Source organism: Pseudomonas sp. Fl4BN1 (assembly GCF_009908285.1).
Lineage (GTDB): Bacteria > Pseudomonadota > Gammaproteobacteria > Pseudomonadales > Pseudomonadaceae > Aquipseudomonas.
Window position 1 is genome coordinate 76,045 of sequence record NZ_JAAARM010000023.1, and the last position, 25,127, is coordinate 101,171.

Below are 25,127 nucleotides of genomic sequence, written 5' to 3' on the forward strand. Positions count from 1 at the left end.
GAGCCGGCTGGCCGACTCCTGCAGCACTGCCCATGTTCCCCAAGGAGCAACGAATCATGGACGTTCCCTTCCTGCGCAACACCCTGGCCGTCGGCCTGTTGCTCGCCACCTGCGGTGCCCAGGCCCACAGCATGGGCCATGGTGCTGACGAACACGTCATCAGTTTCACCCCATTACCGGCGGACACGCCCTACCTGCAAGTGCTGCAGCAATGCGTCAGCCCTCAGGACACCGAGGCCGACCAACTGCTCTCGGGCCTTGGCGGCACCCGTTACCCGCTGGTCAGCCTCGAGCAGCCGGACCAGGTCCAGGCCTTCTATAGCCAGGGCATGGCCCTGCAATACGGCTTCAACTTCTCCGCGGCGATCCGCGCCTTCTACCAGGCCAGCCGTTTCGACGAAGGCTCGACAATGCCCTACTGGGGCATCGCCCTGTCGGCCAACTCGAACATCAACAGCATCGCCACCACCGGCTGCAACCAACTGGCCTACCGTTCAGCACTGATGGCCCTGGAACACGCCAATGCTCGCCTCCAGGCCCCGGCTGCCCAGGCAGCCTTCAGCCAGCGGCAACTGCAGCGTGAAGTGGACTACGCCAAGGCCTTCCTCGCCCTCTACAGCAAACAGGACGGCACAGTCCGCCTCGACGACGCCGGCAACAAGCGCTACGCCGCCGCGATGAAGGCCCTGGCGGAAAACTACTTCGACGACCTCGATGCCGCCACCCTGTATGCCGACGCCCTGCTCAGCCTCAGCCCCTGGAAGTGGTGGGAAGGCACCGAGGCGATTTCCGATCAGGTGCAGCCGACCTCGGCCGCCTACGAGGCGCTGCAAGTGCTGAACCGGGTGCTGGTCCAGGACAATCAGCACACCGGGGCCAATCACTTCTATATCCACGCCATCGAAGAGTCGCCGTTCCCCGACAGCGGCCTGCCCATGGCCGATCGTTTCCGCGATCAGAACCCGGCCATCGGCCACCTGGTGCACATGGCATCGCACATCTACCAGCGCACCGGCAACAACGCACTCGCCAGCACCGCCAACTACACCGCGGTCTCGGTGGACCGTGCCTACACCCACCAGGTCCAACCACAAAGCCCCTACGCCCTGCACTACCTGGGGCACAACATCCACTTCCTGACCTGGACCCTGTCCATCGAGGGGCGCCAGAACGAAGCCCTGAACATGGCCGAGGAGCTGGTGGAGAACACCACGCAATACTCGACGGTGCCCTTCCTCTGCCAGCGATACCCCGCGGAGATCAGGACCAAGAGCGACTACTTCTACGCGGTGCCCTACTACTTCGCCGTGCGCTTCGAGGATTGGGACGCCCTGGCGCGGATTGAGCCGAAGATCGACGCCGGCCTGGCGAACATCAACCAGACCTGCAAGGACGCCAACCAGAACACCCCGGACAACTGGACCGAGCTGAAAGCGCCCTACACCCGGCTGATGAAGGCCTATGCCCAGGCCTATCGGCAACTGAGCGCCAAGCAGCTGACCCAGGACCGCGCGCGCGACGCTCTCAAAGGGTTCTGGCAAACCGCCGCCGCAGCCCCGCTGACAGGCGAACAGGCCCTGCAATACGGCAACAACCCGGCGCTGCAACTGCTGCGCATCGCCAACCTGACCCTGATCAACCGAGCCCAGTCCAGCACTGCCGGCCCACTGGACCTGGCGGCACTCAAGCGCCTGGGCAACGAGGTCTTCAACAACCAGCAGGACGGCCTCAACGGCGACCTGCAGGCCCTGGATGGCGACTCCGGCCAACAACAGATCGCCGCCTGGCGCAAGGCCGTAGAAGTGCAGGACGCCCTCGCCTACAACGAACCGCCGGACTGGTACTACACCCTGCACGAATCCCTGGGTTATGCGTTGCTGGCGCAAAAGCGCTATGCCGAGGCCGAACAGGTATTCCGTGAGGACCTGGCCGGTAACCGCCTGAGCGGCCGCTCCCTCAATGGACTGAAGCTGAGCCTGAAAAGCCAGCCCGACAAAAGCGTGCCGGCGCTGCTGGACGAGCAGTTGCAAACCGCCTGGCGCAACGCCACGGTGAGCCCGGTGCCGAAGCTGTAGCGGCGGTCCCAGGCGGCGCTCGGCCCGCAAGAAGCCCTGGACCGGGCGCCGCACAGGATCAGCAGCGACGCTCAGGAACGCCAGCGCACTGCCAGCGGCCAGTACCAGCGTACTGGTCGCGCCTGTAGCAGGCGTTCGTACAGCATCCACACCATGCACAGCAGCATCAGCACCACATGCCCCTGCTGCGCCAGCATCGGCAACAGCATCAGGGGCCAGCAAGAACCCACGCACCAACCTCCGGTGGATACCCCAAAGCCCAGGCAGTCACCAATGAAGTCCATGCCAAAAGCCGAGATCCGCGGTTGACGATGACACTGGTTAAGGCAGTGCTGCTTGACCGGCGAGGCCTGCCACAACAGGCTCAAGATCACCGCACCGGTCACGCTCTGAGTGGCCGACAGACCGAGCCAGACCTGTGCGCCCACCACCAGGCTCATCAGCAACAGCCCGACCAAGGTCCAGACTGCGACAAAGCCCAATACAAACAACAGCACTGCCTGCCAGCGCCGGCGCCGCAGGCTGCGCTGGCAGATGTACACCAGTGGCCGCACCAGCAACAGCGGAGTCATCGCCAACAGCATCAGGAGCCAAGCCAACAACAGTTGCCCCGGTGGATTGAACAGCAGCGCCTGCTCGATCCCTTGCCATCCCAGAGCGTACCCGGCCAATGGCAAGCTGCCGCAGAACGCCGGGATCGAGAGCATCGCGCTCGACCCCAGCAACCACCCCCAGCCGCTCAGGCTGGCCAGCAGCAACCAGGGGACCAGACCGCGCCCCAGCAGCTGCAGGTAGGTGCCCATGACTTTCAGCCTCCCAACCGAGTGATGCTGACCCGTGACACCGTCACCTGATCCTCTGGGCGAACCGGCGTCTTGGAGATGAAACGGATATTCAGCTGATCCGCAGAGGTGATTCCGTTCAAGTGCAAGGTATCGATGATGTCGGTGATTTCGAACACTTCGGTGATGCCGTGACCACCGTGATCATCATCCGCGCGGCTGGCCTGGCACAGGCCGAACAACGACAGCACGCCTGCACGCAGTTCCGGATGCAGGGCCGGATCGGCACCTGGCGGCAAATTGATGTAGACCTGCAGCACGATCGAATCACGTTTACCGCGGATGTTTTCCAGATTGAGGAACACCCGGTCCGGCGGCGTCAGGTTGGCGACAAGCAGGTTCGACTTCAAGCTGTTGAAAACCTTCTGTGAGCTGCTCTTGTCCAGTACCACGCTGGTCTGTACCGAATTGCCAACGAGATCGAGGGGCGCGTGGTTGGCACCGATCAACTCACTGTTCTGGTCATTGCTCATCAGTAACCCCTGGCTGGAGAACTGCCGCACTTGATCCGCCGCCAGCCCCAAGCGCGTCAGGCGCCGCAACAGCGGATGCACGACAGGTTGCTGCGCAGCGCTGGTGTCATAGCGATAGTCGAGTTGGGGCGCCAGGGTATCGAGCATTTGCGCCACCTTGAATTTCCACGGATGACCGCTGACGGTGGGTACGACAAAGTCCCTGTTCAAACCGGTCGGGCCGTTATACCAATCGGCTACATCTGGGTTCTGGTGATCTGCGCTGCTGTCCAGCCAGACCTGCCACAGGCGATCGATATTGGCATGGTGCAACCAGAAGATCGGATCCAGGGCCGCCGTCTCCGGAAAACTCATCAGGCCCTGGGCCGGTTCTGTACCGGGAGGCACAGGAGTGACCTGATCCTCGCCGCCCACCTCGGTATGGACGATATTGTGCGGACGCGCCTCCAGGCCACCGCGAATGCCACTCTTATGCCCTGAAAATGTGCTGGGGGTGCCTCCAAATCCCGGCGGGTTGCCCATGTAACCGCCTTCGAACACCGCGTCCTCCAGGCACCCGAGCTGGATCAGGTCGGCAACCAGCACGACCTTGCCGTCGCCATCGGGACCATAGCGACGCTCGACATAGAGTGGGTTGGGGCCTCCTCCCTGGGGCAAGGTCCTGGCAGCAAAACAGGCTGGCAACTGCAAGGATTGCGGCCCCTCGTTGTAGTTCCAGTAAGGCAGTGCCCAATCCTGCGGGCCACCCAGCTTGACGATCGCGTCCCGGACAATTTTCTCGAAGGAGACAACGTAGCCGCGATGCCAGGGCACAAAGAACCAGTTGGAATGTTGGCACTGCTTCCAATACAGCTTGCGCTCGACATAACTGGGCAGCTTTTCGCCTTTCTTCAGGTAACCGGCATCTCTCCACATCTGCTCGTTGAAACCGTGGATCGCCGCGAGAAATCGCCAACTGGTGGGATCGGTAATCGGTCGTTGCTGCAACACCCCGACTGCCTTGGCGTACCACAGCAAGGTGTCGTCCCAATCGCCGGTTAACTTCCAGACATCACGCCGAACATGAACCATGGCCTATCTCCCTGATAAAACCGCGTTACGGAGGAAGCATTTCCTCCGCTGGCAACGCTAGATCAGGTGATATCAATCTGCCTGTTGCGCCCCAATAAAAGCGGACCGGCGGCAAGACTTTCAGCAGCACCATTCAGCGCCCGGAAAAGCGCAGGCGCGACAATTGGCGTAGATCCCCCTCAAGGTAGTAATCGTTGCTCCAACTGTCGTCCACCGCCAGCGGCTGCACCTGCTTCAAGGCCAGTTGCTTGGCGAAATAGCGGAACCGGTAGTGCTCGTAGAAACGCAGCAGTTCCAGGCCGTAGCGGTCCGCCAGATCAATATCGCCACGAATGATCAGGAAATTCTCGTCATTGCTCTGGCTGGCGCCGACGCTGAGGTTGTGGCTGCCGCTGATGATCACCGGAGCCTCGCTGGTGAAATCGGTGACGATGGCCTTGGTGTGCACCAACAGGTTGCCCTTCTGGCCCTTGAGCCCCTCCTTGAGCCAGCCTTCCAGGCCGTTGTTGAGCAAGGCGGTGGCGGCAAACTCGGCCGTGCGGTCGGCGTGGAAACCGGTGATGCGGCTGGCGGTGTTTTGCAGGCCATAGCGCAACACATCGTCATGAGGCTGGCCGAGCAAGGCATTGAGAATGCTGTCGGGCAAGGCAAAGGCAGTGACGAACAGCAGGTCGCGACGGGCACCGTTGATGATCTCGACAAATTCGCTGAGATCGCCCTGGCCGCTGCGCGGGGAGAACCCGGCGAACAATGCGACATCCGGCTGCATGGGGTTGTTTTGGGTCAGCCATTGGCGGGTGCTGCCCACATCCGTCGGGTTGGCCCAGACCTGCTCGAACACCTGCAGGTAGCGCGCGGCAAGCGCGGGATTGTCGAGGCTGTGGACGACGTTGGCCTGGCGGTAGACCCCATTGGCGGTGAAGTTGGTGCTGCCGCACAGCACCGCCGCAGGCTGGCGTTGGCCGCTGGCATCGAGGCGGCTGAGGACGATGAACTTGTCATGGAAGATCGCATGGGTCACCCGCCCGCGTTTATTGGCCTCGGGCAGGTGCTGCAGGCTGGCCTGGTTGAGGGTGGTGTCCGCGTCCCCGGGGGCGGCATGGTACAGCACCCGCACCTGGACGCCGCGATCGAAGGCGGCGTTGACCGCATCGATGATCGCCTGCAGCTGGTACTCGTAGATGGCAATGTCCAGGCTCCAACTGGCGTCCGTGGCGCGCTGGATAAACCCCAGCAGTTGCTCCAACAAGCCGTTTTCCAGCCACTGCCGGGGCGCCTCCGGCCAGGACTCGATAGGCAGGTCCTTGTTGGCACTGAGCAACGCGTCCAGCTCGGGAAACTTGCGCGAGAACGCCTGGCTGGCGGCCACCGCGCGATTGAAGATCACGTGCTGCCCAACCGGCAGTCCGTTGTCGGTGGTGATGCTCAGTTGCAACGACTCGGTCAGTTGCGGCGCATCGCTGCTGCCATAGACCAGGTGCACCCGATAGTTGAGGGTGGTGCCGGGGTCAACCGCGTAGTCGGCCCAGCGAAACTTCTGCAACGGCGCCAGATCGCTGGGGGTGGCGTTGTACTGGGGAAAGGTGTGGGCCTTGCCAGGGAAGGTCAGGCTGTTGAACAGAAACAACCAGGGCTTGCTGTCGACCTGCTTCTCGATGGCAAACCCCAGCAGGCCCTGGCGCCGGCTGGCATCCAGGTCCATGGCCAGCAGTACGCCGTTGGTCCCGGCATAGGCCTTGACCCGGAAATCGTCCTTGTCGTTACGCACCAGTACGCGCATGAAGTCACTCCTGTGAAAGACAGCGCAAAGCGTAGTCGCTTCCCGCCCCGGCATGCCAAGGCAAATCCCTGTAGGAGCCGGCTTGCCGGCGAAGAGCCCCTTGAGACTTGCACCGCCAGGCCGGACGCTTTCGCTGGCAAGCCAGCTCCTACGGGGGATGTGCGGTGTGTCGGGGAGGTAGTCAGGGCGTATGGACGTCGAGGTGCTGGTAGGCGGCGTTGAGGAGAGTCGCCAGTTCCCGGGCGCGGCCCAGGCGGATCGGCCCGCGCTCGATATCGATCAACAAGGTCGGAGCGCTCAGCGCCGCCAGGGCTGGCAGGGTTTTCAAGCGGCCATCGGTGATCAGCAACACCCGCTGCTGCTCGGCCGGCAGGCGTCGTTGGCGCTGTTCCAGCCACTGCGCCGCCTCATTCAGGGCCTGTGGCAGCGGCGTGCCACCGCCGGCACCAAGGCCGTCGAGCCAGTGCCGCAGGTCCTTGGAAGCCTTCAGGCCTTGCACTTGCCAGTGCGGCGCGCGACCACTGGCGGTGAGCAGGGCCAGACGCGCACGCTGGCGGTATGCATCATCGAACAGTTGCGCCAGCAGACCCTTGGCGTCGCTCAGGGCGCTGTGCCGGCGGGTCGAGGCCGAGGCGTCGACGATCACCAGCCACAGCTCATGAGGGGCGCGACTGCGCAGGTGAAACAGCAAGTCTTCGCGCTGCCGTGGCCGGCCATTGAGCAAGGTACCTGGCCAGTTGATCCGGCCTTGGCGTGCTGCACGGCTTTTGCCTTGTCTACCGTGATCCAGCTGCCCCGCCCGGGGCTTGGCATCCACCCCCGCGGCTGCTCGGGGGCGAATGCCTAAGGCTTTTTTGGCCAGCTGGGCACTTCACGGCGGGCACCGATGGGCAGGGCCTGGGCCGGCATCTCGCCCCACTGGCCCTGGCCTTCTCCCGGGTTGGCGTTCGACGAGGCTGGCGCCTGCGGGCTCTGCCCCGACGATGGGGCGCTGGGCGGCGTCTCGCGACGGCGATGGCGCAAGGCGAATTCGGCCACCGCCTCGATATCTTCCTCGGCAATGGCCACTGCCCCACGCCAGGCGGCATGGGCTCGGGCGGCTCGCAACCAAACCAGGTCGGCACGCAGACCGTCGACTCCGGCGGCGAAGCAGCGCTCGGTGATCAGGGCCAGGCTCTGATCGTCCAGCGGGATATGTACCAGGGCGCCACGTGCCTGCTGGCAACGCTCACGCAGCGCAGCCTGGGCGTCGGCCCACTGAGCGCAGAACCCTTCAGGGTCGCTGTCGAAATCCAGGCGCCGGCGGATGATCTGCCCACGTTCCACAGGGGCCGTCTGACCACTGAGGGCGACGTTGAGGCCGAAGCGGTCCAGCAGCTGCGGACGCAGTTCGCCCTCTTCCGGGTTCATGGTGCCGATCAGTACGAATTTCGCCGAGTGGCGGTGGGAAATGCCGTCGCGCTCAATCAGGTTGGTGCCGCTGGCGGCCACGTCCAGCAGCAGGTCCACCAAGTGATCCGGCAGCAGGTTGACCTCATCGACGTAGAGCACGCCGCCGTCGGCTTTGGCCAGTACCCCCGGGGAGAACTGCGCCCGGCCCTCGCCCAGGGCGGCATCCAGATCCAGGGTGCCGACCAGGCGCTCTTCCGTGGCGCCCAGGGGCAAGGTGACAAACTGCCCGCTGGCCAGCAAGTCCGCCAGGCCCCGGGCCAGGGTCGATTTGGCCATGCCACGCGGGCCTTCGATCAGCACGCCGCCGATCTTCGGATCGATGGCCGTCAGGCACAGGGCCAGTTTCAAGGCATCGGCGCCGACCACGGCGGACAGCGGGAAATGTGGGGTGTCGCTCATGTCGGGGTCTCGCTTGGGTCGGGTCGGGGGTGTCCGGGAGGACGTTTTCGCGAGCAAGCTCGCTCCTACAACAGCAATGCAGGCCCTGTAGGAGCGAGCTTGCTCGCGATCGAGTGCGCAGCACTCGCCGCCTCAGGAATCTTCTTCAATATCCAGCAACAGGTTTTCCAGGGCCTCGCGGTAGTCGCCAGGCTCTTGCCACAAGCCGCGCTGCTGAGCCTCCAGCAAACGCTCGGTCATGTCCCGCAAGGCGTGGGGATTATGCTGGCGGACGAACTCGCGGGTCGAGTCGTCCAGCAGATAAGCATCCGCCAGCAAGGCGTACTGGTGATCATCGATCAGCTCGGTGGTGGCGTCGAAGGCGAACAGGTTGTCCAGGGTCGCGGCCATTTCGAAGGCGCCCTTGTAGCCGTGGCGCTTGACCCCTTCGATCCACTTCGGATTGGCCGCCCGGGAACGGATCACCCGGTTCAACTCTTCCTTGAGGCTGCGAATCTTCGGCAGGTCAGGCTGGCTGTGATCGCCATGGTAGCTGGCGGCCTTGGCGCCGCTGAGGCTTTCCACCGCCGCCAGCATGCCGCCCTGGAATTGGTAGTAGTCGTTGGAGTCCAGCAGGTCGTGTTCGCGGTTGTCCTGGTTCTGCAGCACCGCCTGCACCTGGCTCAGGCGCGTGGCGAACTGCTCGCGGGCGGCGGTGCCTTCGTCGCTGCCGCCATAGGCGTAGCCGCCCCAGTTGAGGTAGACCTCGGCCAGGTCTTCACGGCTCTGCCACAGGCGGCCGTCAATCGCGCCCTGGACCCCGGCGCCATAGGCACCGGGCTTGGCGCCGAAGATTCGCCAGCCGGCCTGACGGCCCGCGGCTTCTGGGTCCAGACCGGAGGCGATCAGGGTTTCACGCTCGGCGCGGACCCGAGCGGCCAGAGGGTTGAGTTCCTCGGGTTCGTCCAGGGCCGCGACTGCCTGCACTGCCGCATCGAACAGGCGGATCAGGTTGGCGAAGGCGTCGCGAAAGAATCCGGAGACCCGCAGGGTCACGTCGACCCGGGGCCGGTCCAGCAGGCTCAGGGGCAGAATCTCGAAATCATCCACGCGCTGGCTGCCGGTGGCCCAGACCGGGCGCACGCCCATCAGCGCCATGGCCTGGGCGATGTCGTCGCCGCCCGTGCGCATGGTGGCAGTGCCCCAGACCGACAGGCCCAGCTGCAACAGGTGATCGCCGTGGTCCTGCAGGTGGCGCTCGAGAATCAGGCTGGCCGACTGGAAGCCGATGCGCCAGGCGGTGGTGGTGGGCAGGTTGCGCACATCCACCGAGTAGAAGTTGCGCCCGGTGGGCAGCACGTCCAGGCGCCCACGGCTCGGTGCGCCGCTGGGGCCGGCGGGGACGAAACGCCCGCTCAGGGCGTCCAGCAGACCGCGCATCTCCGCCGGGCCGCAGGCGTCCAGGCGCGGCGCCACGACTTCGCGCAACGCGTCGATGATGATTTGCACCGGCTCCCAGCCAGGTTCGTCCAGTTGCACTACCGGGCCCTGGAGCGCCGTCTCGATCAACTGCGCGGCGTACAGTTCCAGGCGTTCACGCACGTCGCCGGCAGTGCGCCACAGGGCATCGCTGAGCGCTTGCAACGGCAGCGGACGGCGTCCGGTCCAGGGTTCGGCGAGAGCACAGTCCAGGGGGTCGAAGCCCAGCTCGAAAGCCTTGGCCAGGGCCCGCAACAGGCTTGCATGCTGGCCCTTGCCATCGCCCCGGGGAATCCGCAGCAAGGCCAGCAAGGTGTCGATGCGCAAGCGCTCAGTGGGGGATTCGCCGAACACATGCAGGCCATCGCGGATCTGCGATTCCTTGAGGTCGCACAGGTAGGTGTCCAGGCGCGGCAGCCAGATGGCTGCGTCGGCGTCGCTGTCGAGTTGCTCGTCGAGCTGCAACTCGCGGTCGATATGGGTCTCGCGCACCAGTTGCAGGATGTCCCGCTGCAGCTCCCGGGCACGCCGCGGATCAAGCAGCTGGGCTTCGTAGTATTCGTCCGCCAACAGCTCCAGGTTGCGCAACGGGCCGTAGGTTTCGGCCCGGGTCAACGGCGGCATCAAGTGGTCGATGATCACCGCCTGGGTCCGGCGCTTGGCCTGGGCGCCCTCCCCCGGATCGTTGACGATGAACGGGTAGACATTCGGCAGCGGGCCCAGCAGCGCATCCGGCCAGCAGGTTTGCGAAAGGCCGACGCCCTTGCCCGGCAGCCACTCCAGATTGCCGTGCTTGCCAACGTGGATCAGCCCGTGGGCGCCGTAGGTCTGGCGCAGCCAGAAGTAGAACGCCAGGTAAGCGTGGGGCGGCACCAGGTCCGGATCGTGGTAGACCGCGCTGGGGTCCACCTGGTAGCCCCGGGCCGGCTGGATGCCGACGAAGGTCAGGCCAAAACGCAGCCCGGCGATCATCATCCGTCCGTTGCGGAACATCGGGTCCTGCTGCGGCGCGCCCCAGCGCTCCAGCACCGCCTGCCGGTTGGCCTCGGGCAGCGCCTGGAACATTGCCTGATAGGCGTCCAGTGCCAGGCTTTGCTGGCACGGGCGCTGATCGAGGCTGTCCAGGTCGTTGCTGACGCCACCGAGCAATTGCTGAATCAGCTCGGTGCCGCTGCCGGGCAGCTCGTCCGGCAGCGGGTAACCCTCGGCGTGCAGGGCCTTGAGGATATTCAGCGCGGCCGCTGGAGTATCCAGGCCGACGCCATTGCCGATCCGCCCGTCCCGGGTCGGGTAGTTGGCCAAGATCAGGGCGATGCGCTTTTGCCCATTGTCCAGGCGCCCCAGCTCAACCCAGCGACGGGCTAGTTGGGCGACGAAATCCATGCGCTCGGGCTGGCCCCGATAGCAGACCACATCCGACTGACTGCGCTCGCTGCGCCAGGCCAGGTCCTTGAAGCTGATGGGCCGGCTGATGATCCGTCCGTCCAGTTCCGGCAAGGCGATGTGCATGGCCAGGTCCCGCGGGCCCAGGCCCTGCTCGCTGTCACGCCAGCCCGGCTCGTTATCCTGAGCGCAGATGGCCTGGATCACCGGGATATTGCGCCGGAACGGCCGCAAGTGCGGGGCTTCGGGGCTGGACTGGGCAAAGCCGGTGGTGTTGAGGATCACCCCGGCAGCGGCTTGATCCAGCCACGCCTCGACCTGGCTCAGGCAGCCCGCTTCCTTGAGGCTGGCCACGGCCAGCGGCAAAGGGTTGAGTCCCGCCGCCTGCAAGCGCTGGCAGAACAGGTCGATGAAGCCGGTGTTGGCCGCTTGCAGGTGCGAGCGGTAGAACAGCACCGCCGCCACCGCGTGTCCGGGCTGCCAATCGGCTTGCCAGTCGTCCAGGGTGGCGTGGCTCTTGTGCGGGTGGTAGATCGCCGTGCGTGGCAGGGTTTGCGGCTCGCTCCAGGAGTAGTCGCGCCCCGGCAGGCCGCTGGCCAGGCAACGGTAGAAATTCAAGGCATTGTCGCGCCCGCCCTGGCGCAGGTAATGCCAGAGGCGGTCACGTTCAATGGCCGGCACTGTGCTCAGGTCGCTGAGTTCCGGGTCCGGGCGGTCGTCTCCCGGCACCAGGATCAGTTGCACCCCGCGCTGGGACAGCGCCACCAACCGCTCGACGCCGTAGCGCCAGTAGGCGATGCCGCCATGCAGGGAAATCAGGATGATCTTGGCGTGCTGCAGCACCTGCTCGACATACAGGTCCACCGAGGCGTGGTTCTGCACCTGCATCGGGTTGGCCAGGCGGAAACTGGGGAAATCCTCGGGCAGCTGCTCGGCGGCATCCGCCAGCAGCGCCAGACTGGAATCGCCACTGCAGAGGATCACCAGCTCGGCGGGGGTTTGGCCAAGGTCGGCAATGTTGTCATCCGAGACGAATCCGCCGGGCTGGGTCCTGAGCAGGTGCATGGCTTAGACGCTAAGGGCAGCGCGCAGTTGCGCTTCCAGCTGGACGGCATCCAGTTCCTGGCCGATCAGCACCAGGCGCGTGGTCCGGGCTTCGTCGGCACCCCACTTGCGATCGAAGTGCTTGTCGAAACGCGTGCCCACACCCTGGATCAGCAAGCGCATCGGCTTGTTGGGGATCGCGGCAAAACCTTTGACCCGGAGGATGCCGTGCTTGACCACCAGCTGGGTCAGAGCATCCAGCAGCAGGCTTTCGTCGGCCTGGGGCAGCTCGATGGAGATCGAGTCGAAGGCATCGTGATCGTGGTCGTCATGATCGTCGTCGCCATCATGGTGGTGATCGTGGTGGCTGTGGCGGCTGTCGATGTGCTCCTCGGAGCCAACACCCAGGCCCAGCAACACATCCAGTGGCAGGCGGCCGCTGCTGGCTTCGATGACCTTGACCGCCGGCGGCAGCTCTTCAGCGACTTCCAGGCGCACCCGGGCCAGGTCTTCAGGGTTGATCAGGTCGGTCTTGTTGAGGATCACCAGGTCGGCGCTGGACAGTTGGTCGGCGAACAGCTCGTGCAGTGGCGACTCGTGGTCCAGGTTCGGGTCCAGCTTGCGTTGGGCATCCACTTGATCAGGGAAGGCGGCGAAGGTGCCAGCGGCCACGGCCGGGCTGTCGACCACGGTGATCACCGCGTCCACGGTGCAGGCACTGCGGATTTCCGGCCACTGGAAGGCTTGTACCAGGGGCTTGGGCAGGGCCAGGCCGGAGGTTTCGATGAGGATGTGGTCCAGATCGCCACGGCGCGCCACCAGTTCACGCATGACCGGGAAGAATTCTTCCTGCACGGTGCAGCACAGGCAACCGTTGGCCAGTTCGTAGACTCGGCCGCTGGCCTCTTCCTCGGTGCAACCGATGGCGCACTGCTTGAGGATCTCGCCGTCGATGCCCAGCTCGCCGAACTCGTTGACGATCACCGCGATGCGCCGACCCTGGGCGTTGTCCAGCATGTGCCGCAGCAAGGTGGTCTTACCCGAACCAAGGAAGCCGGTGACGATGGTGACGGGAAGTTTGGCCAGTGTTTTCATCGGATGCCCCTTGGCAAAGGTGGCGGGCATACGGGACGAGGACCGCAGCATCGGGCGCGCGGAGAATTCGCCACCGGATCACCCCGCCCGGTTGTAGTGAGAATCTTGGGTCGAGGCAGGTCTCCTGGCTGAGGGTCTGCCGGTGCCTGTCCTTGGACTGGCGACCGACGCTTGCTGCGCCTTCCCGCAAGCGTCCAGAACGCCCATGCAGTGGCCTTGCAGCAATCAAACCCTTCACAGTTGCGGGGGCAGCCGCGGCATCGACCGCGTTCCCTTCTTAGCTTCGACCGCTGGCCGAAGAACCTCGAACGCGCAAGGCTACGCAGAGCGCGGGGGGCGGTCAATCGACAATGCACAGGCAAATACCCGCGGCCCTTGTGGGCCGGGGCATGGCAGGAGCCGACTGGCTGGCGTCGACAATCTCCCGGCGCCTTTGGCTGGCCAGCCAGTGTCTGCACCCGCGGCACAACTGAGAAAGACTGGCAATTGACGACGCTCCCCCGCCCATGATCTCCTACACAACTTGTTACGGGTGCCCTTTACAGGGTGAAACGGGAAACCGGTGAATCACGTGCTTTACTCCAAAGTCGTGACCAGTCCGGTGCTGCCCCCGCAACGGTAAGCGAGCGAAGTGTCAGATCCACTGTGCCCTGGGCATGGGAAGGCGACACTTGCAGGCAAGGCCCAGGCCCTGCCCCTCGCCAGCCCGGAGACCGGCCCGCGACACACAAATAACAAACCCGCGGTGGGCGGGCGCTGTTGCAAACCCTGCGTGGCTGTCACGCGGGGTTTTGCTGCGCAACTCCCCCGCTGACACTCCAAAGGGAAGCGCCATGTCGATCATCAGCAGCACCAGCAGCCATTCCGCCAGCAGCACCGCCACTCTGAGCCAGCGCCTGGTGGCCGCCATCGGGGCCTCGATTCTCGGTGCCTGCCTGGTGTATTTCGCCGGTTTCTCGCATATCGAAGCGGTGCACAACGCCGCTCACGATACCCGTCACAGCGCCGCTTTCCCTTGCCACTGAGACCCGCCGAAATGATCAAGCGTATTGCGCAAACCGCAGGTTTCACCGGGCTCCTGGCCGCCCTGCTGCTGACCCTGCTGCAAAGCTTCTGGGTCGCCCCGTTGATCCTGCAGGCGGAAACCTTTGAGAAGGCCCCAGCCGCCGAAGTCCATGAACACGCCGAGGGCGCCATGGCCGGCCACACCCACGATGCCCAAGCCTGGGAGCCGGAAGATGGCTGGCAGCGCGTGCTGTCCACCACCGGTGGCAACCTGGTGGTAGCCGTCGGCTTCGCCCTGATGCTCGCCGGCCTCTACACCCTGCGTGCGCCCAACCGCACATCCCAGGGGCTGCTCTGGGGCCTGGCCGGCTACGCGACCTTCTGCCTGGCGCCAACCCTGGGCCTGCCACCGGAGTTGCCAGGGACTGCCGCCGCCGATCTGGTGCAGCGCCAGGTCTGGTGGGTCGGCACTGCCGCGTCCACCGCCGCCGGTATCGCGCTGATCGTGTTTGCCCAGAACTGGCTGCTGAAGCTGTTGGGCGCGGCCATCATCGCCGTGCCTCACGTGATTGGTGCGCCCCAGCCTGAAGTGCACTCGATGCTCGCGCCAGAAGCCCTGGAGGCGCAGTTCAAGATCGCCTCGCAATTGACCAACGCCGCATTCTGGCTGGCCCTGGGCCTGATCAGCGCCTGGTTGTTCCGGCGCAAGAACAAGGATCAATACTCGGCATGATCGAGATGCGCGCAGCGCCGACCCTGCTGGTGGTCGGCCTGGGTTGCCAGAAAGGCTGCCCGGCGACCACGCTGCGCGCGCTGCTCGATCAGGTACTGCAGGCCCATCGCATCGACTCGCAGCAAGTCCTCGCCCTGGCCAGCATCGACCTGAAACAGGCCGAGCCCGGCCTGCTAGAACTGGCCGCACAGTTGGAACTGCCGCTGACCTGCTTCAGCAGCACGCAACTGGCACCTTATGCCCTGCGCCTGAGCCATCGTTCGCAGATCGCCTTCGAGCGTACCGGCTGCTACGGCGTTGCCGAAAGCGCAGCCCTGGCCCTGGCCGAACAACTGCATCCAGGCACGGCAAAACTGTTGATCCCCCGACAAAAATACGCCCAGGCCACCCTGGCATTGGCCGCTTGCCAGTAAAATCCCCGATAATCCCCGCCCTTGATCATGAGCAATCTTCATCTGAAGCCGTGCTCCCGCCCTTTTTTCACAGGACACAGCCATGACTGTCTATTTCATCGGTGCCGGTCCCGGCGATCCGGAACTGATCACCGTCAAGGGCCAGCGTCTGATCCATCGCTGCCCGGTGATCATCTATGCCGGCTCCCTGGTGCCCGAGGCGGTACTCGAAGGCCACTGTGCGCAGCGACTGATCAACAGCGCCGAACTGCACCTTGAACAGATCATCGAAGCGATCAAGGAGGCTCACGCCCAAGGCCAGGATGTGGCCCGGGTGCACTCCGGCGACCCAAGCCTGTACGGCGCCATCGGCGAGCAGATCCGTTACCTGCGGGAGCTGGACATTCCCTTCGAAGTCATTCCCGGGGTCACCGCCACTGCCGCCTGCGCCGCACTGCTGGGGGCCGAGCTGACATTGCCGGACGTGTCCCAGAGCGTGATTCTCACCCGCTATGCCGACAAGACCGCGATGCCCGCCGGCGAAGAATTCGCCAGCCTCGCAGCCCATGGAGCGACCATGGCGATTCATCTTGGGGTCAACCATCTGCAGAAGATCGTTGCCGAACTGCTGCCCCACTACGGCGCCGACTGCCCGATTGCGGTGGTGCACCGCGCTACCTGGCCCGACCAGGATTGGGTGCTGGGCACCCTCGCGGACATTGTCGAGAGGGTCGCCGCCAAGGGCTTCCGGCGTACGGCACTGATTCTGGTGGGCCGGGTCTTGGCCACCGATGCATTTAGCGAATCCTCCCTGTACCGCGCCGGGCATGCGCACCTCTATCGCCCCTGAGCCCACCTGACCTCCCGTAGGAGCTGGCTTGCCAGCGAAGGCGATCTCGATATTGGCGTACGTCTCAGGGGCCCTTTCGCCGGCAAGCCGGCTCCTACAGGGTTGGATGCCTTCCCGGTAACGCCCTGCAGGAGCTGGCTTGCTAGCGAACGCGTTCTCACCGGCAGCACAAGGCTCAAGGGCCCTTTCGCCGGCAAGCCGGCTCCTAGGCCGATTTGTTGGGCACAGCAGGCATAAAAAAACGGCGCTCACGGGGCGCCGTTTTTTATCTCGCAGCGAACGCCTTAGTAGTAGGCGTTTTCTTTCTGCGTGTGGTCGGTGACGTCGCGGACGCCCTTGAGCTCGGGAATACGCTCGAGCAGGGTGCGCTCGATGCCTTCCTTCAAGGTCACATCCGCCTGGCCGCAGCCCTGGCAACCGCCACCGAACTGCAGAACGGCAATGCCGTCCTCGACGACGTCGATCAGGCTGACCTGGCCGCCGTGGCTGGCCAGCCCCGGGTTGATCTCGGTTTGCAGGTAGTAGTTGATGCGCTCGTTGACCGGGCTGTCGGCGTTGACCATCGGCACTTTGGCGTTGGGCGCCTTGATGGTCAGCTGGCCGCCCATACGGTCGGTGGCGTAGTCGACCACCGCGTCATCGAGAAAACCCTCACTGAAGGCATCGATGTAGGCGGTGAAGCTTTTCAGACCCAGGGCCTTGTCTTCGGGTTTTTCTTCGCCCGGCTTGCAATAGGCGATGCAGGTCTCGGCGTACTGAGTCCCTGGCTGGGTGATAAAAACGCGGATGCCAATCCCCGGGGTGTTCTGCTTGGATAGCAGATCAGCCAGATAATCGTGGGCGGCGTCGGTAATGGTTATGGCGCTCATGGTGGTTCCTCGCAGACGTGGGCGCAGTTTACGCCAATCGACGCCGCTGACAAAGTCCTAGTATTTTTGTCGGGATAGACCTTGGTATAGAGCGTCCCCGGGCCCTGCCGAGGCGCGGGCCGAGGACGGATAACGGCTCTATATCAAAGGTTCTCGTAACGGTTCATGTCCATGACCCCGGCTTCCACCGGGTCGGTTTCCTGCAAGTAGCGGGTCTGGTCGTGGAAGTACTGCCAAAACTGCGGATGACTGCGACGGATGCCCCAGCGCTCGACGATTTTCTCGAAGCTCGCCGGATCCCTGGCCTCTTGCATGGCCTGGACAAAATCCGGCACTTGCTCGGCCGGCACATTGAACATGAAGTTCGGGTAGCTGCTGAGGATGCCCGGGAAGATGGTCAGGGTGTCCAGGCCCGGCTGGTAACGCAGTGACTCGCCAAGCAGGAAGGCCACGTTACTGTGGGCGCGATTGCGCAGCATGCTGTAGAACTCGCGCTTGCCGCTCGCGGCCTGGACCCGCAGCACGGTCGCTTCCGGTAACTGCTCGATGACCTTGAGCCCCGCCGCCGGGCGCGAGGTCAGGCGGCTCAGGGCCTGTTCGGCATCCTGCAGCGCCGGGTCGATATTGGGCCGCGAGCAGTAGGCACCGGTACAGCGGTTGATCGGATCCGGCTTGGCGTTGAGGTCGCCATAGCGGGCCAGCAACTGATTGGCAAAGTCCCTCTTCGGGTCCTTGAGGTCGAGTTTCAGGGCGCTGCGCTTGTCGTCGTCGATGGACTCGTAATCCAGCCACATCTTGAACTTGCCGCTGTTCTGGTACCAATCGTCGAGGAAGTCTTCGCGGGTACCGGCCGGCATCAGGCGCAGGAAGTTCTGCTCCGCGCCGTTGCGGATCAGGTCGAAATACAAACGGGTCTGGGCCTGGTGGGAAACGTTGCCGAACACGTCGAAGTTCACCGCCAACTGATAGTAGGTGCGCTCCAGCAACGGGTAGTCGAACAGCCACATCGTCTGCGGCACTTCGCCGATCAGGCCCTTGGTCACCGAGGCGCTGTCGAAGTGGCGGAAGATACTCAGCAATGCGTTGTCGTTGCCGGCCCACAGGGACGACCAGCTGGGTGCCGGAGAGTCGGCATAGAAGTCGCGGCGCAGGGCCTCGTACTCATTGCGCTTGTCACGATAGGACAGCCACAGGCTGAGCACACTGCCGACATCATCGTTTTGCCCGGGCATCGCCAGCAACGGCGTGGCCTGGCCGCGATACGCCGGGTCGGTGATGTACAGGTCGTGCTCCGGCGCCTGGAACAGTGCCCAGAAGTTGTCACGAATCACATCGGTAGCGATCTGCCCGCGGCACACCGGGCCACGGATAAAGGTGCGCACGAAATACTCGGCGTTATCCAGCATGAACTGGTAGCGGGCCTTGGCCGGAATCGCCTCGAACGTCTCGAACGGGTTGGCCCGGCGCGCCGGCCCGTAGCCCGGCAAGGCGTTGACCTGCCAGTCGCCGCTGTAGAACAGGGTCTTGACCCGGGCCATCTTCGCCGCGCTCAGCGCATAGGTGATGTGGGTCTTGTGCACGATCACCCCTTGCACCGGCCACAGGCGGTAATACACCTGGGTGCCCGGGTCATCGTTGGGGCGCCGGGTGTTGATCAGGTCAATCGGCTGGCCGCTGGGGGTACGCGAACGCACCCACTGGAAGAAGTGCCCCGGCTCGCCGCCTTCAAAATAGATATGGGCGAGGAACAAATGCTCGAAGAGCCAGCGCGCCACCAGGCTTTCCCGGGCACCGGGAGCGTTGAGCAGGTTTTCCCACTGGGCCACTTGCAGGCTTTCCCGGGCACTGGGGGCCAGGGCCTGTTCGTCGATCGGCGCACCCGAGGCCAACCAGCGTTGCAGGGTCTGGTACTGCTGGTCGGTAAGACCGGTCACGGCCAGGGGCATGCCTTCTTTCGGATGGGCGCTGGCGTAGCCATCGAATTCCGCCGGCTGTGCGCACATGTTCTCCCGGCTCAGGCCCAGGGCGATCTCACTCGGCAGCTTGGCGTTGGGCTGCAGCGGCGTGCGGTGCCCCAACTCGAGCATCCGCGCCATCAGCGCGGCCTGGCTACCCTGGGCATCGAGTACCGAATAGAAGTCCTTGTGCTGCCAGGCAGCCTTGCCGAAGGCGTCGTAGAACAACCGGGTCGGCGCCTGGGCTTTGCTGCGCTCGCCGTCGTAGACCGGGATCTTCGAAGCGCCGCGACCGGCACCCTCGCCGCTGCCCAGGTTGAGCTGACAGGCGGAGTCGTAGCAGGCATGACAGGCCACGCATTTCTCGGTGAAGATCGGCTGGATATCGCGGGTGTAGGAAATAGCCGGCGCCGGACCTTGGGCCATGCACAGTGAACTCAATAGCAGCAGCACGCTGCTGACGACAAAACGATACGGCATGTCCCTGTCCCGAAAGTAAAAAACGCCGCGATTCTACCGGTCTCGCCCGCCAACCAACATGAGCGATATTCATGAAAAACCCCCGCATGCTACAAAAGCATGCAGGTTTGCTATGATCCACGCCCTTCGTAATGGCCCTACCAGGTAGTTCTCATGTCTGACCGCAGTGCTCGCCTCAACGCTCTCCAGCAAGCCCTCAAAGAGCGCATTCTGATTCTTGATGGCGGCATGGGCACCATGATCCAGAGCTACAAGCTCGAAGAACAGGACTACCGTGGCAAGCGTTTCGCCGATTGGCCCAGCGACGTCAAGGGCAACAACGACCTGTTGGTGATCACCCGTCCGGACGTGATCGGTGGCATCGAAAAAGCCTACCTGGATGCCGGCGCCGATATCCTGGAAACCAACACCTTCAACGCCACGCGCATTTCCATGGCCGATTACGGCATGGAAGAACTGGCCTACGAATTAAACGTAGAGGGCGCACGACTGGCGCGCAAGGTGGCCGACGCCAAGACCCTGGAGAACCCGGACAAGCCACGTTTCGTCGCCGGTGTACTGGGCCCGACCAGCCGTACCTGCTCGCTGTCGCCGGACGTCAACAACCCCGGCTACCGCAACGTCACCTTTGATCAACTGGTGGAAAACTACACCGAGGCCACCAAGGGCCTGATCGAGGGCGGCGCCGACCTAATCCTGATCGAAACCATCTTCGACACCCTCAACGCCAAGGCGGCGATCTTTGCCGTGCAGGGCGTGTTCGAGGAACTGGGCGTCGAGCTGCCGATCATGATTTCCGGGACCATCACCGACGCCTCCGGCCGCACCCTGTCCGGGCAGACCACCGAGGCGTTCTGGAACTCCGTGGCCCACGCCAAGCCGATTTCGGTAGGCCTGAACTGCGCCCTCGGCGCCAGCGAACTGCGCCCTTACCTGGAAGAGCTGTCGAACAAGGCCAGCACCCACGTCTCGGCGCACCCCAACGCCGGCCTGCCCAACGAATTCGGCGAATACGACGAACTGCCGGAACAAACCGCCAAGGTCATCGAAGAATTCGCCCAGAGCGGCTTCCTCAACATCGTCGGCGGTTGCTGCGGCACCACGCCGGGGCACATCGGGGCAATCGCCAAGGCTGTGGCCGGCTATGCGCCACGGCAGATTCCCGATATCCCCAAGGCCTGCCGCCTGTCGGGCCTGGAGCCCTTCACCATCGATCGCAGTTCATTGTTCGTCAACGTCGGCGAACGGACGAACATTACCGGTTCCGCACGCTTTGCCCGACTGATCCGCGAGGACAACTACACCGAGGCCCTGGAAGTCGCCCTGCAGCAGGTGGAAGCTGGCGCCCAGGTCATCGACATCAACATGGACGAAGGGATGCTGGATTCGAAGAAGGCCATGGTGACCTTCCTCAATCTGATCGCCGGTGAACCGGACATCTCTCGCGTGCCGATCATGATCGACTCCTCCAAGTGGGAAGTGATCGAAGCCGGCCTGAAATGCATCCAGGGCAAGGGCATCGTCAACTCCATCAGCATGAAGGAAGGTGTCGAGCAGTTCATTCATCACGCCAAACTGTGCAAGCGCTATGGCGCCGCCGTGGTGGTGATGGCCTTTGACGAAAGCGGACAGGCCGACACCGAGGCGCGCAAGAAGGAAATCTGCAAGCGTTCCTACGACATCCTGGTCAACGAAGTGGGCTTCCCACCGGAAGACATCATCTTCGACCCGAACATCTTCGCCGTGGCCACCGGGATCGAGGAACACAACAACTACGCCGTGGATTTCATCAATGCCTGCGCCTACATCCGCGATGAACTGCCCTATGCGCTGACCTCCGGTGGCGTGTCCAACGTGTCGTTCTCGTTCCGCGGCAACAACCCGGTGCGCGAGGCGATCCACTCGGTGTTCCTGCTGTATGCGATCCGCAACGGCCTGACCATGGGCATCGTCAACGCCGGCCAGCTGGAGATCTACGACCAGATCCCGCAGGAACTGCGTGACGCCGTGGAGGACGTGATCCTCAACCGCACCCCGGAAGGCACCGATGCCCTCCTCGCCATCGCCGACAAGTACAAGGGCGATGGCAGCGTCAAGGAAGCCGAGACCGAAGAGTGGCGCAGCTGGGAGGTCAACAAGCGCCTCGAGCACGCCCTGGTCAAAGGCATCACCACGCATATCGTCGAAGACACCGAAGAGTCACGCCAGTCGTTCGCCCGTCCGATCGAGGTGATCGAAGGCCCGCTGATGTCTGGCATGAACATCGTTGGCGACCTGTTCGGCGCCGGCAAAATGTTCCTGCCCCAGGTGGTGAAATCCGCCCGGGTCATGAAGCAGGCCGTGGCCCACCTGATCCCGTTCATCGAGCTGGAAAAAGGCGACAAGCCGGAAGCCAAGGGCAAGATCCTCATGGCCACGGTCAAGGGCGACGTGCACGACATCGGCAAGAACATCGTCGGCGTGGTGCTGGGCTGTAACGGCTACGACATCGTCGACCTGGGGGTGATGGTGCCGGCAGAGAAGATCCTGCAGGTCGCCAAGGAGCAGAAATGCGACATCATCGGCCTTTCCGGGCTGATCACCCCGTCTTTGGACGAAATGGTCCACGTCGCCCGTGAAATGCAGCGCCAGGATTTCCACCTGCCGCTGATGATCGGTGGCGCCACCACCTCCAAAGCCCACACCGCAGTGAAGATCGAGCCCAAGTACAGCAACGACGCGGTGATCTACGTCACCGACGCCTCCCGCGCCGTGGGTGTGGCCACGCAGCTGCTGTCCAAGGAACTCAAGGCCGGTTTCGTCGAGAAAACCCGCCTGGAATACATCGAGGTGCGCGAGCGTACCGCCAATCGCAGCGCCCGTACCGAGCGCCTGAGCTACCCCGCGGCCATCGCCAAGAAGCCACAGTTCGACTGGAGCACCTACGCGCCAGTCAAACCGACCTTCACCGGGGCCAAGGTGCTGGACAACATCGACCTCAAGGTCCTGGCCGAATACATCGACTGGACGCCGTTCTTCATCTCCTGGGACCTGGCCGGCAAGTTCCCGCGCATTCTCGAAGACGAAGTGGTGGGTGAAGCGGCTACGGCGCTGTACCAGGACGCTCGGGAAATGCTCGACAAGCTGATCAATGAAAAACTCATCAGCGCCCGCGCAGTCTTCGGTTTCTGGCCAGCCAACCAGGTGCAGGACGACGACCTGGAAGTCTACGGCGAGGACGGCCAGCCACTGGCGCGCCTGCATCACCTGCGCCAGCAGATCATCAAGACCGACGGCAAGCCGAACTTCTCCCTGGCTGACTTCGTGGCCCCCAAGGACAGCGGCATCACCGACTACGTGGGTGGCTTTATCACCACCGCCGGGATCGGCGCCGAGGAAGTGGCCAAGGCCTACCAGGACGCCGGCGACGACTACAACTCGATCATGGTCAAGGCCCTGGCCGACCGCTTGGCCGAAGCCTGCGCCGAGTGGCTGCACCAGCAGGTACGTAAAGATTACTGGGGTTATGCCAAGGACGAGACGCTGGACAACGAAGCGCTGATCAAGGAGCAGTACAGCGGCATCCGCCCAGCCCCAGGCTATCCGGCCTGCCCTGATCACACCGAAAAGAGCACCTTGTTCACCCTGCTCGACCCTGAAGCCAGCGAATACAAAGCCGGGCGCAGCGGCGTATTCCTGACCGAGCACTACGCCATGTTCCCGGCGGCGGCGGTCAGCGGCTGGTACTTCGCCCATCCGCAGGCGCAGTACTTTGCCGTAGGCAAGGTCGACAAGGACCAGGTGCAGAGCTACACCGAGCGCAAAGGCCAGGACCTGGCCGTGAGCGAACGCTGGCTGGCTCCGAACCTGGGCTACGACAACTGATGACAGAAAGCGCCGTACCGCCGGTCGCGCCGCTGTAGGTGCGGGAGCCGGCTTGCCGACGAAGGTGATCTCAAGGCACCTTCGCTGGCAAGCCAACCGCCCCTGGCGGCATTGTCTATGCTCTGTTGACACTCAACCGTGTCGAGGGATTTATGGACGATCCAAGCAAGGACAATCAACCTCCGACCTTCCTGCAGATGCTGCAAAGCGTGCTGGCTGCAGCCTTCGGCGTGCAAAGCGGGAAAAACCGCGCCCGCGACTTCAGCCACGGCAAGCCCAGCCACTTCATTGTGCTGGGCATTCTGTTTACCACCCTGTTCGTCCTGGTCCTGCTGGGCATTGCCAATCTGGCGATGCACCTGGCCGGGGTCTGAGTCGGCCTTATCGCAGCAGCAGCTGCAGACCGAAGGGATAACGATAGCTGTCTGGCTTGCCTTGGGCGGACAGCTTGCGAAAATCGACCTTGGCGCCCACCTGATCGCCCATCCGCAGCAGTTGCTGCGCCTGGGTGAGGGTCAACGATTGGAACAACGACAACTGCCAATCCGGGCCGCCCAAACGCTTGGCATCCAGCCCCTGAGCATCATCGTGGAGCGCCACCATGGCCCAGCCACCCAGGGTGAAATGCCCCGCGACCAGCACCGATAACTGCCCATCGATCAATGCCTGCAAAGCCTCGGGCGAGCTGTTGACCCCGCTGAACAGCAGGTCCACGCCAGGCTTGCGTCCCAACTCCCGGGCCGCACGCATGGCCCCCAAGGCCATTTCATCGTTGGCCGACCAGACCAGTTGGGTTTGCGGATAACGCCGGAGCAATTGTTCCGCCTGCCGGTAAGCGCGTTCACGACTCCACTCGCCATAGACCAACTGACGCAAATGCACTTGCGGGTGCTCGGCCAAGGCACGGCGCAGGCCCTGCTCGCGCAACTGCGCCGAGGGCGTGACCTTGAGGCCGGAGAACGCCAGCAAGTCGATTGACTGGCCTTCGGGCACCGGTCCGTGCTTGCGCAGCAACTCCTTGAGCATCCGATAACCGGCCTCTTCGTCGTTACCCACCATGCTGCCCATCCAGTCGGAATAGCTGTGCTGGCTCTGCCCGATCAACTCACGCTGGTCCTCGGTCAAAGGGCTGTTGACGATAAACAGCTTGATCCCGGAGCCTTGGGACAATCGCAGGATTTGCGGCGCGATATATTGCTCGTTCACCAAGATCAGGTAATCGGGCTTCGTGGCCGCCTGGAATAGCTCCCGAGCCTGGTCAAGGGTATTTTGCGGATTGCGCTCGGCATACAGAATATGCAGGTCCATTCCCAGATCCCGGGCCGCGGCCTGCATGAATTGCGAATAACTGACCCAGAAAATTTCCGTCGAATTGCCCGGGTTGAGAAACACCACCGACGTCGCCTGAGCTGTCGCCCAAAACGGCAGGCTGAGCCACAACAGACACTTGCACAGAACCTTGAACATCACGAAAAGAGCCCCAGAATTATCCCGGGTAGTATAACTGGCAAAATACTGGCCAACGGCGTCAAATTGTCAGGATTGTCCGACAATCCAGGCTCTTTTTATCCCGGGACTACTGGTGGCTGACCCAAAACACGGCCGTACCCACGACCAGTATGATCAGAAAGAGAATGGCCCAAGCATCAACACTGCTGTCACTTTTCCTAACCTTGGTTGGATGACTCATAGCATCGCCTCTAATAGATTTTGTGGGTGACTGCTCAAAGACAGATCACAGTTAAGCCCAGGATTGCCCTCATCACAAATGTGGGTACTCACAACCCCCTACCGTTAGTCGTTTTGGTTCTTTGCATATACTCAAACATCACTTTTGCGCATAACCGCAAACTGGTATCGTTCGGCGGCTCCGATGGGAGTGCGCGGCCGTGCGCGCAGATTTGCTT

At 63.4% G+C, this 25,127-nt stretch carries 17 protein-coding genes and 2 riboswitches; of the genes, 7 read left to right on the plus strand and 10 right to left on the minus strand.

Annotation, left to right across the window (positions count from 1 at the left end; all coding sequences use genetic code 11):
• Positions 1–56 precede the first annotated feature (56 nt).
• Positions 57–2,075 (plus strand): hypothetical protein, encoded by a 2,019-nt coding sequence (locus GV818_RS23165; protein ID WP_256679516.1) that lies wholly within the window; start codon positions 57–59, stop codon positions 2,073–2,075.
• A gap of 71 nt (positions 2,076–2,146) precedes the next feature.
• Here the strand turns inward: GV818_RS23165 and GV818_RS23170 are convergent, their stop codons facing one another.
• The 7 genes from GV818_RS23170 to cobW form a co-directional block, all read right to left on the minus strand.
• Positions 2,147–2,878, minus strand: a complete 732-nt coding sequence (locus GV818_RS23170) for a DUF2182 domain-containing protein (RefSeq protein ID WP_161777641.1) — start codon at positions 2,876–2,878, stop codon at positions 2,147–2,149.
• A 5-nt stretch (positions 2,879–2,883) separates the two neighbouring features.
• A complete protein-coding gene (locus tag GV818_RS23175; protein WP_161757788.1) occupies positions 2,884–4,461 on the minus strand; it encodes a tyrosinase family protein in 1,578 nt (525 codons plus the stop codon).
• A 133-nt stretch (positions 4,462–4,594) separates the two neighbouring features.
• Positions 4,595–6,241, minus strand: a complete 1,647-nt coding sequence (locus GV818_RS23180; RefSeq protein WP_161757789.1) for a phospholipase D-like domain-containing protein — start codon at positions 6,239–6,241, stop codon at positions 4,595–4,597.
• 181 nt (positions 6,242–6,422) lie between these two features.
• Entirely contained in the window at positions 6,423–7,031 is a 609-nt protein-coding gene (locus tag GV818_RS23185; protein ID WP_161777649.1) for a vWA domain-containing protein, read from the minus strand.
• A gap of 53 nt (positions 7,032–7,084) precedes the next feature.
• The gene (locus GV818_RS23190) at positions 7,085–8,092 is read right to left on the minus strand and encodes an ATP-binding protein (RefSeq protein ID WP_161777642.1); all 1,008 of its coding nucleotides are present in this window, start codon (positions 8,090–8,092) and stop codon (positions 7,085–7,087) included.
• Between the two features lie 132 nt (positions 8,093–8,224).
• Complete coding sequence (gene cobN / locus GV818_RS23195; RefSeq protein WP_161777643.1) at positions 8,225–11,998, minus strand: cobaltochelatase subunit CobN; 3,774 nt, start codon at positions 11,996–11,998, stop codon at positions 8,225–8,227.
• A 3-nt stretch (positions 11,999–12,001) separates the two neighbouring features.
• Complete coding sequence (gene cobW, locus GV818_RS23200; protein WP_161757792.1) at positions 12,002–13,072, minus strand: cobalamin biosynthesis protein CobW; 1,071 nt, start codon at positions 13,070–13,072, stop codon at positions 12,002–12,004.
• A gap of 97 nt (positions 13,073–13,169) precedes the next feature.
• A riboswitch (cobalamin riboswitch) is annotated at positions 13,170–13,394 on the minus strand.
• 191 nt (positions 13,395–13,585) lie between these two features.
• A riboswitch (cobalamin riboswitch) is annotated at positions 13,586–13,808 on the plus strand.
• Between the two features lie 97 nt (positions 13,809–13,905).
• Between cobW and GV818_RS23205 the strand changes: the two genes are divergently transcribed.
• The 4 genes from GV818_RS23205 (at position 13,906) to cobM (ending at position 16,052) form a co-directional block, all read left to right on the plus strand.
• Positions 13,906–14,097, plus strand: a complete 192-nt coding sequence (locus GV818_RS23205; RefSeq protein WP_161757793.1) for a CbtB domain-containing protein — start codon at positions 13,906–13,908, stop codon at positions 14,095–14,097.
• Positions 14,098–14,108: 11 nt separating this feature from the next.
• A complete protein-coding gene (locus GV818_RS23210) occupies positions 14,109–14,810 on the plus strand; it encodes a CbtA family protein (RefSeq protein WP_161777644.1) in 702 nt (233 codons plus the stop codon).
• On the plus strand, positions 14,807–15,223 hold the full coding sequence (locus tag GV818_RS23215) for a cobalamin biosynthesis protein (RefSeq protein WP_161757795.1): 417 nt from the start codon (positions 14,807–14,809) through the stop codon (positions 15,221–15,223). Before GV818_RS23210 ends, GV818_RS23215 begins: the two co-directional genes overlap by 4 nt.
• Positions 15,224–15,305: 82 nt before the next feature.
• Positions 15,306–16,052, plus strand: a complete 747-nt coding sequence (cobM, locus tag GV818_RS23220; RefSeq protein ID WP_161757796.1) for a precorrin-4 C(11)-methyltransferase — start codon at positions 15,306–15,308, stop codon at positions 16,050–16,052.
• Between the two features lie 284 nt (positions 16,053–16,336).
• Here cobM and nfuA read toward each other — a convergent pair whose 3' ends face one another.
• A complete protein-coding gene (gene nfuA, locus GV818_RS23225) occupies positions 16,337–16,921 on the minus strand; it encodes a Fe-S biogenesis protein NfuA (protein WP_161757797.1) in 585 nt (194 codons plus the stop codon).
• A gap of 143 nt (positions 16,922–17,064) precedes the next feature.
• Complete coding sequence (locus tag GV818_RS23230) at positions 17,065–19,356, minus strand: fatty acid cis/trans isomerase (RefSeq protein WP_161757798.1); 2,292 nt, start codon at positions 19,354–19,356, stop codon at positions 17,065–17,067.
• A 153-nt stretch (positions 19,357–19,509) separates the two neighbouring features.
• Here GV818_RS23230 and metH point away from each other — a divergent pair, with 153 nt between their 5' ends.
• Both metH and GV818_RS23240 read left to right on the plus strand, forming a co-directional pair.
• Positions 19,510–23,220, plus strand: coding sequence for a methionine synthase (gene metH, locus GV818_RS23235; RefSeq protein ID WP_161757799.1), 3,711 nt, complete (start codon positions 19,510–19,512; stop codon positions 23,218–23,220).
• Positions 23,221–23,372: 152 nt separating this feature from the next.
• Positions 23,373–23,594 carry a DUF2970 domain-containing protein gene (locus GV818_RS23240; RefSeq protein ID WP_015636084.1) on the plus strand — a complete coding sequence of 74 codons (222 nt, stop codon included), beginning with the start codon at positions 23,373–23,375 and terminating at the stop codon, positions 23,592–23,594.
• A 7-nt stretch (positions 23,595–23,601) separates the two neighbouring features.
• Here the strand turns inward: GV818_RS23240 and GV818_RS23245 are convergent, their stop codons facing one another.
• Positions 23,602–24,687 carry an ABC transporter substrate-binding protein gene (locus GV818_RS23245; RefSeq protein WP_161777650.1) on the minus strand — a complete coding sequence of 362 codons (1,086 nt, stop codon included), beginning with the start codon at positions 24,685–24,687 and terminating at the stop codon, positions 23,602–23,604.
• Positions 24,688–25,127: the final 440 nt, after the last annotated feature.